The 15,009-nt window shown below is 53.5% G+C and carries 16 protein-coding genes; 4 read left to right on the top strand and 12 right to left on the bottom strand.

The features are described from left to right. Positions 1-150: 150 nt before the first annotated feature. A complete protein-coding gene (locus CGZ75_RS09715) occupies positions 151-1,341 on the top strand; it encodes a putative glycoside hydrolase (RefSeq protein ID WP_089523986.1) in 1,191 nt (396 codons plus the stop codon). A 132-nt stretch (positions 1,342-1,473) separates the two neighbouring features. Here CGZ75_RS09715 and CGZ75_RS09720 read toward each other — a convergent pair whose 3' ends face one another. From CGZ75_RS09720 to CGZ75_RS09745, 6 genes are all read right to left on the bottom strand, one after another. Then, on the bottom strand, positions 1,474-1,677 hold the full coding sequence (locus tag CGZ75_RS09720; RefSeq protein WP_089523987.1) for a DUF3906 family protein: 204 nt from the start codon (positions 1,675-1,677) through the stop codon (positions 1,474-1,476). 20 nt (positions 1,678-1,697) lie between these two features. After that, positions 1,698-2,666 carry a 6-phosphofructokinase gene (gene pfkA / locus CGZ75_RS09725; RefSeq protein WP_089523988.1) on the bottom strand — a complete coding sequence of 323 codons (969 nt, stop codon included), beginning with the start codon at positions 2,664-2,666 and terminating at the stop codon, positions 1,698-1,700. 60 nt (positions 2,667-2,726) lie between these two features. Continuing rightward, positions 2,727-3,809 carry a tetraprenyl-beta-curcumene synthase family protein gene (locus CGZ75_RS09730; RefSeq protein ID WP_245850761.1) on the bottom strand — a complete coding sequence of 361 codons (1,083 nt, stop codon included), beginning with the start codon at positions 3,807-3,809 and terminating at the stop codon, positions 2,727-2,729. A gap of 23 nt (positions 3,810-3,832) precedes the next feature. Continuing rightward, entirely contained in the window at positions 3,833-4,150 is a 318-nt protein-coding gene (locus tag CGZ75_RS09735; protein ID WP_089523989.1) for a hypothetical protein, read from the bottom strand. Between the two features lie 277 nt (positions 4,151-4,427). Further along, on the bottom strand, positions 4,428-4,625 hold the full coding sequence (locus CGZ75_RS09740) for a cold shock domain-containing protein (protein ID WP_089523990.1): 198 nt from the start codon (positions 4,623-4,625) through the stop codon (positions 4,428-4,430). 115 nt (positions 4,626-4,740) lie between these two features. Then, positions 4,741-5,151: a methyltransferase domain-containing protein gene (locus tag CGZ75_RS09745; protein ID WP_089523991.1), complete on the bottom strand. Its 411-nt coding sequence runs from the start codon at positions 5,149-5,151 to the stop codon at positions 4,741-4,743. 178 nt (positions 5,152-5,329) lie between these two features. Between CGZ75_RS09745 and CGZ75_RS09750 the strand changes: the two genes are divergently transcribed. From CGZ75_RS09750 to pepF, 3 genes are all read left to right on the top strand, one after another. Further along, on the top strand, positions 5,330-5,563 hold the full coding sequence (locus CGZ75_RS09750; RefSeq protein WP_089523992.1) for a hypothetical protein: 234 nt from the start codon (positions 5,330-5,332) through the stop codon (positions 5,561-5,563). An 87-nt stretch (positions 5,564-5,650) separates the two neighbouring features. Then, positions 5,651-5,830, top strand: a complete 180-nt coding sequence (locus CGZ75_RS09755) for a hypothetical protein (RefSeq protein WP_089523993.1) — start codon at positions 5,651-5,653, stop codon at positions 5,828-5,830. A 222-nt stretch (positions 5,831-6,052) separates the two neighbouring features. After that, positions 6,053-7,843 carry an oligoendopeptidase F gene (gene pepF, locus CGZ75_RS09760; protein WP_089523994.1) on the top strand — a complete coding sequence of 597 codons (1,791 nt, stop codon included), beginning with the start codon at positions 6,053-6,055 and terminating at the stop codon, positions 7,841-7,843. Between the two features lie 130 nt (positions 7,844-7,973). Here the strand turns inward: pepF and CGZ75_RS09765 are convergent, their stop codons facing one another. The 6 genes from CGZ75_RS09765 to hemE all read right to left on the bottom strand — a co-directional run bounded on the left by CGZ75_RS09765 (position 7,974) and on the right by hemE (position 14,839). Continuing rightward, positions 7,974-8,822: a DUF92 domain-containing protein gene (locus tag CGZ75_RS09765; protein WP_089524638.1), complete on the bottom strand. Its 849-nt coding sequence runs from the start codon at positions 8,820-8,822 to the stop codon at positions 7,974-7,976. Positions 8,823-9,044: 222 nt separating this feature from the next. Further along, positions 9,045-9,830 (bottom strand): glycerophosphodiester phosphodiesterase, encoded by a 786-nt coding sequence (locus CGZ75_RS09770; RefSeq protein ID WP_089523995.1) that lies wholly within the window; start codon positions 9,828-9,830, stop codon positions 9,045-9,047. Next, positions 9,827-11,236, bottom strand: coding sequence for a CapA family protein (locus CGZ75_RS09775; RefSeq protein WP_089523996.1), 1,410 nt, complete (start codon positions 11,234-11,236; stop codon positions 9,827-9,829). The genes CGZ75_RS09770 and CGZ75_RS09775 overlap by 4 nt, the downstream gene beginning before the upstream one ends. Positions 11,237-11,362: 126 nt before the next feature. Next, positions 11,363-12,823, bottom strand: a complete 1,461-nt coding sequence (gene hemG, locus CGZ75_RS09780; RefSeq protein WP_089523997.1) for a protoporphyrinogen oxidase — start codon at positions 12,821-12,823, stop codon at positions 11,363-11,365. Next, positions 12,820-13,758: a ferrochelatase gene (hemH, locus tag CGZ75_RS09785; protein WP_089523998.1), complete on the bottom strand. Its 939-nt coding sequence runs from the start codon at positions 13,756-13,758 to the stop codon at positions 12,820-12,822. Before hemH ends, hemG begins: the two co-directional genes overlap by 4 nt. Further along, the gene (gene hemE / locus CGZ75_RS09790) at positions 13,751-14,839 is read right to left on the bottom strand and encodes a uroporphyrinogen decarboxylase (RefSeq protein WP_089523999.1); all 1,089 of its coding nucleotides are present in this window, start codon (positions 14,837-14,839) and stop codon (positions 13,751-13,753) included. Before hemE ends, hemH begins: the two co-directional genes overlap by 8 nt. Positions 14,840-15,009 lie beyond the last annotated feature (170 nt).

The following is a 15,009-nucleotide window of genomic DNA, read 5'->3' on the forward strand; positions in this document are numbered from 1 at the left end:
AATTGTCCTGCCGCTATGGCATGGACAGGGCCCGCCCTTGAGGCGGGCTTATTTATTTTGAAGATTTATTTTATATCTCAAATTTCCTGTGTCAGTGGGGCCATAATTGTTTTATAATTTCTAGAGACGATTACATAGGGAGAGAACAGAATGGAAATGGTGTACACAACAATGTTGCTGCTTATGCAACTGCTTTCTGGAGGAACGGGACCGGAATCCGGAGCCTCGCACCAAATGATGGCATCCTATATAAATGGGACCGCTGGCAAAACGATTGTCAACGCACCAACGACAGCAGTTCAGCCTCCCGATGCCGGGGGCGGAACCTTCGTCAAAAGGGATCCACAGCCCGATGCACCGGAAGTAAAGGGCGTTTATGTCACTGCTCACAGCGCTGGCGGAGCAAGGCTTGAGAAGCTTTTGTCCTTGCTCAACCGCACTGAGCTCAACAGCATGGTCATCGACGTCAAGGATGACTTTGGCTACATCACTTATCCTACGGATAATGCTGAGCTGCTGAAGATGGGCACGGCCAAAAAGTACATCAAAGACATGCCGGCACTCATGACCAAACTGAAGGAAAATGATGTCTATCCGATCGCGCGCATCGTCGTCTTCAAGGATACTATCCTTGCCGCGAAAAATCCCGAGCTCAGCTTCGTTCGCAAGGACGGAAGCGTGTGGAAAAACGGCAAAGGAGACAGCTTCGTCAATCCCTATTCCAAAGAAGTTTGGGATTACAATATCGCCGTCGCCAAGGATGCTGTCAAATTCGGCTTTAAGGAAATCCAGTTCGACTATGTCCGCTTCCCGGAAGGTTTTGAGAAAAAAGCAGACTCCTTGAAGTACACCAAAACGGATATTAGTCGTGTTGATGCGGTTGCCGGATTCGTCAAATACGCCCGCGAACAGCTGGCTGATCTCGATGTCCGGGTATCCGTCGACATTTTCGGTTACGCAGCTTCCGTACCTGCTGCCGAGGGCATCGGACAGGACTTCGTGAAGATTTCTAAGTATGTGGATGTCATTAGCCCCATGATATATCCGAGCCACTACTCGACAGGCTGGTACGGTGCCAAGGCGCCTGACCGTGCGCCTTATCAGGTTATCAAGGGCTCCATGGTGGATACACACAAAAAACTGGATCCAATTGGCGACCACAAGCCGGTCATTCGTCCCTGGATTCAAGACTTCACGGCCAGTTGGCTTGGCAAAGGCAACTATATGAAGTACGGCAAAAATGAAGTCGAAGCCCAGATCAAAGCGTTAAATGATACCGGCGTGAAGGAATATCTACTGTGGAATGCCGGCAACAACTATACGGAAGCAAATTATAAATAAAGATTTCGGCACTTATTCAAACTTATAGATTTACTGCAAAAAGCTCCGCCCCTTCAAAGGGGGCGGAGCTTTTTGCGTGAGGTCGTTAGCTGAGCGTTCCATTAACAGCGATCGCAGGGCTGGCCTACGATACTATCCCTCGATCAGGTAGCCGCTGCCGGGATCTGTGCGTTTCTTTTCGACAATTGCGATAGACTGAAGCTCTGGCATATGAAGATAATGACGCTGCACATGGCTTTCGACGTAAGAGAAAGCTTTCTCATCGGTAGCAGCCAGTACGATCAGATGAGCTTGTTTGCCTTCAGGCAGCTGAAGCTCGATTTTGTATAGGAACAAGGCTTGATCTCCTCTGCAGCTTATTGGGAAAGACGCAGTGCCAGGTTGTAAAGATCCATGTTAAATGGCTTTTTGGTGTTGACAACCAGATCAATATCGGTAGCAACCAGCTCGCCCTTGATGATGCCGCAAGACTTGGCGGATTGGCCATCCATCAGTTGACGGACTGCAAAATCGCCCAGTTGGCTAGCTAGAACCCGGTCGTTATGCGTCGGTGAACCGCCGCGCTGGATATGTCCCAAAACCGTAACGCGCGGGTCGATATTGCAGCAACCGGTAATATGATCCGCCACATCTTGGCCTTTTCCAGCGCCTTCTGCGACGATGATAATGCTATGACGTTTGCCATGTTTGAAGTTATCTTGCATACGGCGGGAAACTTCGTCCAGATCGTAAGGAACCTCAGGTACGAGGATCGTCTCCGCTCCGCTGGCTAGACCAGCATACAGAGCGATGTCGCCGCAGTGCCGCCCCATTACTTCAACGATCGAGGAGCGCTCATGCGAGGTCATCGTGTCGCGAAGCTTGTTGATGGCGTCAACGACAATACTGACTGCGGTATCAAAGCCGATCGTGAAATCGGTAAACGCAATGTCGTTGTCGATTGTGCCCGGAAGAGTCATCGTTTTGATACCGAGCTTGCTCAGCTTGTTCGCACCTTGATAGGAACCGTCGCCGCCAATGACGACCAAGCCGTCGATGCCACGCTCACGAAGCACATCTGCCCCTTTCTGCTGGCCCTCTGGCGTCAAGAAATCCTTACAACGTGCCGTTTGCAGAATGGTGCCGCCGCGTTGAATGATGTCACCGACACTGCGCAGATCCATCGGGCGAAGATCATCGTTGATCAGTCCCTGATAACCGCGCTGCACTCCGTATACTTCCAAGCCGTGATACAATGCGCTCCGCACAACAGCGCGCACAGCTGCGTTCATACCTTGTGAATCTCCGCCGCTCGTAAGGACGGCGATTGATTTGACTGCTGACATAAGTAGGTCCTCCAATGACGCTATATTTATTTAATAAAATGGATAACACAAATTCATGGGTTATGCCCGAATTCGACGGATCCAGACGCTGTTAACTCTAAAAAACAGACGGGCCAGCGTACTGTGCTTCATCAAGGAGCGCGTAACCCGCTTCACATCTCCTTGTTCGCCCACTTTGGGATCAGACAAGTAGAGAGCGAGCAGCCCCTCCACGATGAGTCGATGAAAACCGGGATCTGGCAAATGACGGATGTCTTCGCGAGCTCGCTCTACAATCATACCCATCCGCTGCGCCGCTTCTTCCGTATCGCTATAGTAATTGCAGAAGTTAAGGTCACCGCCGACGCGGTCCTCCTCCTGGTCAATGAGATAGTCGAGAAGGATATGCAAGCTGCACACATAAGGAAAATAACATTTGCGCACTGCGGAAGCTCGTTCAGGTGTCAGCCCAGGATCGGCAGCCGCAGTGAATAGAGCAAACATACCGAGCGTTGAGCCTGTTGCCGCTGCGAATTCATTCCAGCGAAGCTCCGGGTATTCTTCCTTATGCTGCTCCCACCAGTCTAAAAGCTTGTCCTCGCGCAGGTCCTTGTGGATATGCTTATACACCTGCAGATCGCCGTAAAGCGACACAAGGCGGCTTACCTCTGGCTGCGCCGCAGCATAACCGGGCAGTTGGCGAACCTGTTTTTGACAAGTGCGCACAAGATGATGGAGATAACCTCCGTCATCTTGTTCCTTTCGCAAGGCGTAGTAATTCGTCAGCTCTGCAAAAGGATCAACCGCATCCAGCATGGAGCGATGCAGCAAGCGAAAATCATCGGCATCCAGCGAAGTGCTGCGGTCGCAGAGATTGTCCAAATAATCGCTGATCGTCTGGAGCGCTACGATAAGCGGCAACAGCAAATCGCGATTATTGGGATCCAGGATCGCGTAAACAGAGCCCCCCTGACAATGGAAACGTTTGTCTGCCAAACTGGCCAGTGCCTGGGTCTGCAGCTCCGGATCTGGAATTCTTAACGCACGCTGCCTCAGCGCTTCCAACTCGGCCGATACACCTGGAAGCACATAACGGTACACGCGATACATCATACTAATCGGCTTGGAAGGGGCCTTAATTGTCCCTATCGCCCGTTCATTCATCCTTGGCGCCCCCTATGGCTGTCTTAGGAATGGCGCCGCTGTTCAATCTCCTGATTGACGCGGTACCAAATATGCAGTTCATTAATTCGACTAGCCAACTCAGCAATATCGGAATTGAGCTTGCAGGAGCGGACAAAATCGTCTTCGTCATCCAGCATCTGCTGATTGAGTACGATCTCGCGCTCCAGCGCGAAAATGACATCTGGAATACGGCCGCGGATCAATTCCCATTGCTCCACAATCCCCATCTGCTCCGTGACGTCATACTGCTCCCACTCCCGGTCGAGGATCGGCAGAGGTATTCCGAGTCTAACATCCGTTCGGAAATATCGGTTCCTCATGGTAAACCTCCATTGATACTTTACCATCCTGATGCCCTAAAATCCAGTGTCGAAGCCGAAAACGATGCCCATCCTTATGGTCGCAAATACAAACCTTTCAGGCTGTGTCAGCAATTGAAACGGTGACGTTTGCCCGTGGCTAGCTAGAACCAGGAAATGGCTCATTGCCTGCTGTTGCAGTCAGATGGTACTGTTTTATAATTCTATGTAAAAAAATAAGGTCCCTAGGCTAGGGACCTTACTTCCTCTATTATAAGCGAATCCGCCAAAACGGTTCTTATAATTTGACTACGTTAGCTGCTTGAGGACCGCGGTTGCCGTCCGTGATGTCAAATTCAACTTCTTGGCCTTCGTCCAGGGACTTGAAGCCTTCGGATTGAATTGCAGAGAAATGTACGAATACGTCTTCGCCGTTCTCAACTTGAATGAAGCCGTAACCTTTTTCTGCGTTAAACCACTTAACTGTTCCTTTCAAATGAACAACCTCCTAAAATGACGCTGCTTGAAGCAGCGAATAAGCCCATTATACACCTGCAATGAATCAATTGCAATGAGTTCAATTCCGTTATATCCATTCTTTACCTGTAAGCTTATCCCAATCGAGGCATCCGAATTTCTAGACCTTGCACCGATTCTGGAAGGAACGGCAGACCGGAACGGAAAAATGTCGGTTCCCCACCCGCACTGCGGATTGCTTCAATCAGCGCATCCATCCCACTGATTTCTTCGCTGCGCAGCGATAGGAGCGGGTACACAAGAACACGGCCCCCGGGTCGGCATATCCGCATCATTTCCAGCAGTGAATCTCGATGGAATTCGGTTCCGAATTGCTCTGCATATAGAAAAAGAAAGTGACTGCATAACACTAAATCGAAAACGCTATCCCGCATCGGTAACTTAGGCAGCGAAGCAGCTACATAACGCCCTTCAGCAGCCCCACGCTTCCGGTCAGCATGACAAATCTCAAGCGAATCCAAGCGATTACGCTTGTGCCGCTCCAAATCCTCCTCAGCTCATCTTCCCCGACGATCGCGCGTCACCGGCAGAATTCCCTTCCCAGTCCATTTTCACATTGGAAAAGAGAATATGATTATCTTAAACCGCATTTCGGTTGCTTTACAATGTTTTTTAGCGATATGATGAAGGGATAGCAAACCAGACCCGAGGAGGAGCATCATCGTGATTAAGAAAAACCTGATCTATAAGACTGACAAATACAATATGTTGAATGTTGAGGTACACGGCAAAACCATCATCGCCAGAGAGATTTCCGATCAGTGGGGAGAAGAATGTCATACCTTTCTCAGCCGGCCTGAGCTGATGCACTGGGCGGGAAACCATTTTAAACCCGAGAACTTTAAGGGTCGCGAAGAAGAGCTTGAGACGATCATGCAAAATTTGCGCGACGTTTAAGCCACTTCAAGAAGGAGTAACACCTATATTTCTCGAAGTATTCGCATCACGCGGATAGAATTGAACAGATGGAGGAAATAACCCCCGATGGACACGACCAACGCTGTCATATTCATCATCGCCAGCTTCTGCCTGGCGGCAATCGTCCTTATGAAGCGCGACCAGCTGCCGGAGCGATTGAGACGCCCGCTGGCCATCTCGGCCATCGTTATGGTGTCGATTTCTTTTGTCGTTTTGGTTGCGTCCTTTTTTACATTGGGAACATAAGGAGAGCCTGCAGCAGCCATACTAGAGGGAATTCTGTTCTCTCTGGAGGCCTATCTCATGAAATGGTTGCCCCTGCTGCTCTCGCTAAGCCTACTTCCCGGGTCCCAAAAGTATGGTCCGGCAAGCGGTCAGCCGATGTCGCCGCCAGTCCGCCTCAGCCCTGTGGCTTCCGCCCGGGCTGCAGAAGCAGCCCATCTCTCTAACCCGACAAGGAGGTCTACTATGAGCCAAGTACCAAAACGTTCCGAGACCGCACCGGAGTACCGTTGGAAATTAGAAGACATCTACGCTGATCAGGCTGCTTGGGACAAGGAATACATCAATGCCAAAGGACTGGTGAAGGCTGCTGCCGGTTTCCAGGGCAAGCTGTCGGACCCTGCTCAATTGAAGAACTGTTTTGAGCTGGAGGATGATCTCGGCTACAACGTCGAGCGCCTGTATGTATACGCTAATATGAAACATCATGAGGACACGGCGGAGCCGAAATATCAGGCACTGTCCGAGAAGTCCCAGAAGCTCAGCGTCGAGGCCGGAGAAGCGCTCAGCTTCCTTACACCGGAAGTGCTGGCATTGCCGGAAGAGAAGCTTGAGGCGTTCATCGTCGATCCACAGCTCGCTCCCTACCGCCACACACTGGAAGAGATGAAGCGGCAGAAGGCTCATGTCTTGTCTAAGTCCGAGGAATCACTGCTGGCGCAAGTCGGCAATATCAGCTCTTCGCCTCAGACTATTTTCAGCATGCTGAACAACGCCGATCTCAAGTTCCCTAAGGTGAAAAATGAGAAGGGCGAGGAAGTTGAGCTTTCGCATGGCCGCTACATCGAATTCCTGGAAAGCCGCAACCGCGACGTTCGTCGGGACGCATTCACAACGATGTACGATACATACGGCAAGCTTAAAAACACATTGGCTTCCACTCTGAGCGCAAATGTGACCAAAAACGTCTTTTACGCGAAAGCGCGCAAATATCCGTCCGTGCTGGAAATGTCCCTTTACGGCGACAATATTCCGACTTCGGTGTACTCAAACCTGATCGATACCGTGCATAAGTCGCTGCCCCTCATGTACCGTTACATGGAGCTGCGCAAAAAGTTGCTCGGCGTTGATGAGCTTCATATGTACGATCTGTTCGCGCCGCTCGTTGACGAATTCGATATGAAGATTACTTTCGATGAAGCCAAAAAGATTACGGCGGAAAGTCTGAAGCCGCTCGGCGAGGACTACGGCAAAGCGTTGCAAGCAGGGTATACGGACAGCTGGATCGACGTGTACGAGAACGAAGGCAAACGTAGCGGGGCTTACAGCTGGGGCGCTTATGGCACGCATCCTTTTGTGCTGCTGAACCACAAGGATAATCTCAATAGCATGTTCACGCTGACACATGAGATGGGCCACGCGCTGCACTCCTACTATTCGGACGGCAACCAAAAGTACCGCGATGCGCAGTATACGATCTTCCTGGCTGAGGTCGCCAGCACGCTCAACGAGGCGCTGCTTATGGACCATTTGCTCAAGAAATCGACCGATCGCAAGGAAAAAATGTATCTGCTCACCTACTATGCGGATCAGTTCCGCACAACGGTATTCCGCCAAACGATGTTTGCGGAGTTCGAGAAGATCATTCATGAGAAAACAGAAGCTGGCGAGTCTTTGACACCGCAGGAACTGTCCAAAATCTACTACGGCCTCAACGAGCTGTACTATGGCAAGGGCATGACTGTGGACAAGGATATCGAGATGGAATGGGCGCGAATCCCGCATTTCTACAACAGCTTCTATGTGTACAAATATGCAACGGGCTTCTCTGCGGCGACGAGCTTCGCCAAGCAGATTCTCGACGAGGGCCAACCAGCCGTCGATCGCTACCTTGGCTTCCTGAAGAGCGGCGGCAGCGACTTCTCGATCGAAATTTTGAAAAAGGCTGGCGTGGATATGAGCTCGCCGGAGCCAATCGAACAAGCGATGAGCGTGTTCGAAGATGTTATCAGCCAGCTGGAAGCGCTGGTGGAATAAAAATGAATCCCCGAAGGGAACGCGCTAGGCGCGGTCCCCTCGGGGATTTTTTTGACCGGAGACGAGCTCATTGGCGAAGGATTCGCCAGCTGTTAGCTCAAGGCGAGAGCTGCGGCGAGCACGCCAGCTGTTAGCTCAAGGCGAGAGCTGCGGCGAGCACGCCAGCTAGCAGTGACGAGACGAGGTTAACCGCGTCATTCGTCATCCAGGCGAAGCCGCGGATCTTGAGGGTAGCGCGCCCGCAATGCTCGGCGCGCTCCGTATCGCTGCCGCAGCTAGGGCAGCGATACATGGCCTGGACGGTCGCGCCGAGCCAGGAATCGGCGAGGGCTCCGGCCAGGCCCGCTGCGGCGCCGGCGAGCAGCAGCGTCGTCGCCGACGGAGCCGGCTGCGCGGCTGCCGCGCGCCAGGCGAGCGGCAGCTCCGCGAGCAGCGCGGCGGCTGCGCCGATGAAGGCGCCGCCTAGCAGCGCCGCGAACGTGCCAAGCGGCGTGATTCCGCCGCTCGTGCCTGGCGGCACACGGCGCAGCGTGCGCACGGAAATCGGCGCGGAGCGGCTGAGCGCGCCAACCTCCGTCGCCCAAGTGTCGGCGTTCACACTAGCCATCACGCCGACGAACGCGAGCAGCAGCCAGGGCTCCGGCCATAGGCTGTAAGCTACACACAGCAGCAGCCCAAAACCGCCGTTGGCCAGCACCTGGCCCGCGTCGCGACGGCTGCCTTTGGCATAGCTGCGCTCCGCATTTGCTTTGGCCCGATGATGCTTTTTCCACTTTGACCATAGGGTTGAACTGACAAAAAAGGCAATCAGCAGACTGAACCAAAGAGGGCCGCCAAAATAGACATAACCGGTCCCAAGCAGAATGGCCGCTGCAGCCCCCGAGCCTGACAGAGCTCGCAACTTCCAGGCAGCTCCGGCGATTACCAGGCTACCCACCACTCCAACAGCCAGCCGCAAAAGCGGACTGGTGTCCAGCATGCTCCACATATCCATCAATATCGATTCCTTTCTCTCTATCACAATCCCGACAAACCACAGGCGGTAGTGGACCTATTCAGTTCAGCAAGGATGAAATAGCGGCATTTCCACCACGGCTTCATTATTTTCGCCAAGGACGGACTTACGGCATTTCCACCAAGGCTGCGCTTTTTTCGCCAGGGACGGTCTTGCGGCATTTAGTCCCGACTGTGCTTTGTTCGGTCAAGGCCAAGGCGGACTTACTCCATCAGGCCCTTGCGGGGCCTCATTCGGCTGAGGCAGGCTGCGCAGCGCATCTCGCCAGCGCTCGGGGTAATTGGTGCAGATCATCAGCTCCGGGTCCATGAGTGCATACCGGCGGATTTGTCGATAATCATTCAGCGTCCAGGCCATCGTCCGAATCCGCTCCTGTCGCAGCAGCTTCAGCCGGTCCCGATTCAGGGAGAGATGGTCAATTGACAATAAGCTGCAGCCAAGCTGGCGCAGCTCGTTCGGCAGGCCGCTGCTCCAGCTATCGGTAATAAAACCGGTGTCCGCCGCAGCATCCAGCTCCTTCAAACGCCTCAGCACGGATCGGCTGAATGAAGTGAAGATGCTTCTTCTCTCCATGCCTGTACGATAGACGATCTCAAGCACCTTTTCTTCCAAAGGCCGAGTCGCTCCATAATGCTTGAGTTCGATATTAAAGCGAAGCCGGTCCCCGGTTTCCCGAAGCGCTTCTTCGAGTGTGGGCAGCTTTTCCCCCCGATAACTGGAGGAAAACCAGCCCCCTGCATCCAGCCTGCTAAGCTGCTCAGCGGTACGCTGGCGGGGCTCCACTCCCCCGCCATTCGTCGTGCGGCGCAGCTTGCGGTCATGAAGCAATATGGGCACGTTATCCGCCGACAGTTGTACATCGATCTCGGCCCATCCGATGTCCGGAGCTTCAGCGGCCATCCGCAGCGCTACAAGCGTATTTTCAGGGGCTAACCCTGACCATCCACGATGAGCGACGCATGGGTTTCTCAACGGGCTTTCACCGTCCCATCCGCCTCTATGTACGCCGCTTTGCTAATGCTGTTAAGCCTTTTGAGCTGAGCCTCCAGTTGCTTGCCTTGCACAGGCTGAGGACGGGACTGGACAATTTTCATCGGACGGAATTTGAGCCCGCAGCGTCCATCTTTGGTGCATACCGCGTCTAGTACCCCGCTCTCACTCGTGTTGGAATTAGAATTGGAAGTAAAAATAAAATTGCCTAAGCTATAAGCAATCCACTTGCCCTTGTACAGCTCGAAGCCTTGCAGCACATGAGGATGCGATCCGATAATCAGATCAGCTCCTGCATCGATGAAGTTTCGGGCCAGCAACTTTTGATGGTCGACTGGCTGGTCGGCGCGTTCTTTGCCCCAATGGACCATGACCACGACGAGATCCGCTTTTGATCTCGCTGCCCGGATGGCTGCCTCGGCACGAGCCGAGTCATACGCCTCTGCGACACCAGCTTTATTCGGTCCAGCTTTCCAATCGACGGTAGGCAGTACCCGGCTGACGCCGACATAGGCGACCTTGATGCCGCCTCTCTCCAAAACGACGGGAGCATAAGCCTCCTTGTCATTGCGGCCGCCACCTACATGCGGAACGTCGGCTTCATCCAGATATTTCATCGTGTCGAGGAGTCCTTCCTCACCTTGATCAAGCGTATGGTTGTTGGCGAGAGTTACGACGTCGAAGCCAGCTTTCTTCAAAGGCTTCAAGTAGTCAGGCTTGCCTTTGAATACGAACTGTTTGTCCTGTGCGGGCTTACCTTTTGTCGTAATCGGCGTCTCTAGATTGCCTGCTGTGAGATCAGGCTTGGACAAATACTGCGCCGCCCCCGCAAACGGGTAATCCAGCCCCTTACTGTCCATTAAGCCGGCTACTTTGGAAGCCAACAGAATATCTCCCGTGAAAGCCAGTTGAATCGTTGAGCCATCCTGCGGAGTCAGGCCGCTCCAGCCCTGTTCGCCGGAATCCGGCGGATTAATTGGACTCTCCACTTCCGGGCTGGCAGACGGCGTAGGGGTCGCAGTCGGGGCGGCCGAAGGAGAAGGTGAGTCTGATGGTTCCGTAGATGGCTCCCCAATAGCTTCAGCCGATGGAGATGGAGTCACTGACGGCGATGGAGTCGGCATCAAAGACGGTGTCGGTTCAGGTGAAGGCGAGGACAACGGCAGCGTTGATGGAGCTGCACTCGACTCCGCTTGCGGCATGTTGCTGGCGCTCGTTTCACTACTGGCCACTGTCCCCTCTTCTGGCGACCAGTTGGCGTAAATATACATGCCACCGGCACCAATAATTAGGGCAAGCAGCGTCAAGTTAAGGAATAATAGCCTTCGCATGGTACGCTTCTTTTTTCTGCGTTCCTGCTGTCTGGCCTGAGTACGATTGCGATACAAAAAAAGACAGCCCCTCTCACATTAAGGTAAAGAATGGATAATTGTCGAGCAGCAGGCCGCCCCCTTGGGCAGGCCTTTCGCCATTATACCATTCCATACCGCTCCGCAAAGAGGGTCTGTCCCAAATTAGTCCATAATTGACCAAATTTCCCTAGCCGCTTCGCGGCCCTGACGGATGCAATCCGGCAGGCCAACGCCGTCGAATGCGGCTCCTGTTGCAAAAATGCCCGGACAATCGCGACGCATATCCGCCCTCAGTGCAGCAATTGCCCCCATATGTCCGACCGGATACTGCGGCATGGAGTGATGCAGCCGCGTAATTTCCGTGAACAGCGGCTCTGCTTCAATACCCATCGTGTCGCGAACATCGCGGCGAACGGCAGACAGCAGCTCTGCGTCCGGGAGCATTGCGCCTTCCTCGGCGCCGGACCTGCCGACATAACAGCGCAGCAGTACATGGTCCTCGGGGCTGCTGTGCAACCACTTGGACGAGGTCCAGGTGCAGGCCGTAATCGTTCGTCCCTCTGATCTGGGCACGAGGAATCCGGAACCATCAAACTCCATTCCCGCTATATCTGAAGCTTTGAAGGCCATGACGACGTTAGCAACCGATATATAATTCACAGCACGCAAAGCCGTTACATCGGTCAGCGGCTCAAGTAAATTTGCAGCAATTCCGCTCGGTGCAGTAACCACAACCGCGTCCACCTCTAGCGAGCCGCCGCCATCCAGCTCAAGCACATATGCCTCCGTCGCACGCTCGCCTTCCACTTTACGAATAGAACGGATCAACGTATTCATTCGCCGCTCCACGCCGTCAAGCGAGCTCTCCAGGCCGTCGACCAACGTGCGGAGGCCTCCTCTGTACGTCATGAACATCCCGTTGCGCGCCGCAGCAGGGACATAGTCAGGCAGCACAGATGCAGCTACAGCCGCTTCCGACTTAGGCGCTCTCAAGCCACGAATGACGCTGCCGTGTTCCAGCTCCGCTTTTCTGAATTGCGGGAACGTAGCGGCCAGACTCAGCTTGTACAAATCTCCGGCATATATGCCAGCAAGCAGCGGCTCGCTGATCCGGTCTACCATATCGGGACCGAAGCGCCGCTCCAAGAAATCGCCTACGGACTCGTCGCTTCCATCATTCGGACGGACCGGGTTCATGAAGTCCATGGATACCCGGAACTTCGCATCGATGTCTAATAGCTCTGTTTTCAAAAAAGAAGCCATATCAGCAGGCACGCCAAGCCCCAGCCTGGGCGGCATCGGATGCAAGCGGCCTCCTTGATAAATGTAGGTCTTGGCTGCTCTCGGGTTGGTTGAAACTAGCTCATCCAGCAGCCCGAGATCCTTCGTCAGCTCTAGAATGGCATGTTTGCGCGCCAAAAAGGAGTCTGGTCCTTTTTCAATCGTAAATCCGTCCTTACGCAGCGTCTCAATACGTCCGCCAAGCCGATCGCTCGCCTCCAGAAGTACGATATCGGCCTCCCTCCCCAGCTCCTTAGCCAGCTGTTGCAGGTAAAAAGCAGTGCTAAGGCCGGTCAGACCGGCCCCAACGACGGCAATGACGGGCTTTTTGCCCGCCGTCATGATGGCAGCTTAGCCGCAGCTTCACGAATGGAATCGGCGAGCGTCTCCATATAGAGAGGATCGGAATTCAGCATGCGGATTCGGCCGAAAGATATACCGAGTCGCTCAGCATGCGCCATCGCCTCAATATCGAGGTCGTAGAGCACCTCAAGGTGATCGGACACAAAACCGACTGGTGCAGCCAGCAGCGCCTTCTCGCCCCCTTCGGCAAGTGAGCTCATCGTCTCCATAATATCCGGACCAAGCCAAGGTTCGTTTGTACGTCCCGCGCTCTGCCAAGTGAATTGCCAGCTCCCAGCCCTTGCCGCTTCTGCGACGGCACGCGACGTTTCCAGCAGCTGCTCTTCATAAGGATCGCCAACTTGGCGAATTCGTACCGGAAGGCTATGAGCGCTGAACAGCACTTTCACTTCGGCGCCGCCGGCTTTGGCCGATACGGCATCGATCCCGTCCCGGACGCGCTCGGCCAGCGCCTGAATCAAGCTAGGATGTAGATGATAGGAATCAACGCAGCTCATCTCAATCCCATGTTTCTCGGCTTCCTGCATAGCGCGTTTGTTGTAACTGGCGACACTCATCGTAGAAAAATGAGGGGCAAGCACAATGCCCACAGCCCGCTTAATACCATCCTGCGCCATCCGTTGCACGCCGTCCTCAATGTAAGGACGAGCATGTTTCAGACCCTGGTAACACCGATAGCGGCCCGTTTCAACGGTATCCAGCTTATCCTGCAGGCTGCTGACCTGGCGATCGGTATTCTCGCGCAAGGGGAATACTCCACCGGCAATTTCCTCATAACGGTCTACCAGCTCTTTGAGCTGTTCAGGGGAAGGTGCATTGCCACGACGAATATGCGTGTAATATTCCTCGACAGAATCTAGGCTTTCCGGCGTGCCATAGGACATAACCAGAACGCCGATTGCATCGTTAGACATGGGGAAGCTCCTCTCTTGCTGTATCACCTTTCACGGCTGCGCTCGCGAGAGCTTGCGCCGAGTACTCATGCACGTAATCGGTGAGCAGCTTCAACTTGTCGAGCGATGCTTCCGGGAACAGACCATGACCAAGATTGAACACATAACCCGGCTCCTGGATTCCTTGATCAATGATCGCCTTGGCATGTTCGCGAATTACTTCAATCGGAGCGGTTAACACGACAGGGTCAAGATTACCCTGAACCGTAAAGCCGCCTCCAAGTCGTCTGCGAGCCTCCGGAATGCTGATACGCCAGTCGATGCCAATCGCTTCCGCCTGCAGGCCGCGCAGCTCCGGCAACAGCTCACCCGAGCTGACTCCTGGGAAATAAATTCCCGGCTGCTCCAGATCGGACAACTCCGCGAAAATGCGTTGAATCGTCGGCAGCACATATTTACGGAAATCATGCGGTGCAAGCGAGCCGACCCAGCTGTCGAATAGCTGATACGCTTTGCCGCCACTTGCGGCATGCGCTCTGAGATAAGTGATAACCATGTCACCAAGTTTGTCCATCAGCAGGAACCATGTATCGGGGTCGCTGTACATCATCGCTTTGGTTTTGAGATAAGTGCGGGATGGCCGCCCCTCGATTAAGTAGCTGGCAATCGTGAAGGGAGCACCCGCGAAAGTAATCAGCGGCACGGTCAGTTCCCGGTCCAAAATGCGAATCGTCTCCAGCACATGGCCGAGATCTCCTTCGACATCGATCGGTTTCAGGCGCCGTACATCTTCCGCGCTGCGGATCGGATTGTGGATAACCGGCCCCGTGCCGGCGACAATATCAAAATCAATCCCTATCGAAGCGACGGGATTCATAATATCGGAATATAAAATAGCCGCATCCACGCCCAGCTTGCGAATCGGCATAAGCGTCACTTCGGCCGCCAGCTCTGGCTGCCGGCAAATTTCAAGCAAGCTGTAGGATTCCTTGATTTTACGGTAATCCGGGTCATAACGTCCTGCTTGTCTCATATACCAGACCGGCACGTGGTCGGTTTTTTCCCTCCGGATAGCCCGGAGGAAGGAGTCGTTTTTAATCATTTCCGCTCCCCTTTACTCTCTATAAATTTCCCATCCTTTCCATTATGCCCGTTTTTAAAAACGCTAACAAGCTTCGCCCCGGCAAGGCTATGACAATCCTATGACAAACGAGTTTCATCTTACCTCTAAAAGGATTATACTATCCTAAAACTCGGTCCCGATTTTTAATT

Source organism: Paenibacillus herberti (genome assembly GCF_002233675.1).
GTDB classification, from domain to species: Bacteria; Bacillota; Bacilli; order Paenibacillales; family Paenibacillaceae; genus Paenibacillus_O; species Paenibacillus_O herberti.

Excerpts from the sequence above, each read along its gene's own strand:
- CGZ75_RS09735 (WP_089523989.1), bottom strand. The coding sequence starts at position 4,150 with ATGAGGAACCGATATTTCCGAACGGATGTTAGACTCGGAATACCTCTG.
- CGZ75_RS09755 (WP_089523993.1), top strand. The coding sequence starts at position 5,651 with ATGGACACGACCAACGCTGTCATATTCATCATCGCCAGCTTCTGCCTG.
- CGZ75_RS09715 (WP_089523986.1), top strand. The coding sequence starts at position 151 with ATGGAAATGGTGTACACAACAATGTTGCTGCTTATGCAACTGCTTTCT.
- CGZ75_RS09730 (WP_245850761.1), bottom strand. The coding sequence starts at position 3,809 with ATGAATGAACGGGCGATAGGGACAATTAAGGCCCCTTCCAAGCCGATT.
- pepF (WP_089523994.1), top strand. The coding sequence starts at position 6,053 with ATGAGCCAAGTACCAAAACGTTCCGAGACCGCACCGGAGTACCGTTGG.
- hemG (WP_089523997.1), bottom strand. The coding sequence starts at position 12,823 with ATGACGGCGGGCAAAAAGCCCGTCATTGCCGTCGTTGGGGCCGGTCTG.
- CGZ75_RS09765 (WP_089524638.1), bottom strand. The coding sequence starts at position 8,822 with ATGCTGGACACCAGTCCGCTTTTGCGGCTGGCTGTTGGAGTGGTGGGT.
- hemE (WP_089523999.1), bottom strand. The coding sequence starts at position 14,839 with ATGATTAAAAACGACTCCTTCCTCCGGGCTATCCGGAGGGAAAAAACC.
- pfkA (WP_089523988.1), bottom strand. The coding sequence starts at position 2,666 with ATGTCAGCAGTCAAATCAATCGCCGTCCTTACGAGCGGCGGAGATTCA.
- hemH (WP_089523998.1), bottom strand. The coding sequence starts at position 13,758 with ATGTCTAACGATGCAATCGGCGTTCTGGTTATGTCCTATGGCACGCCG.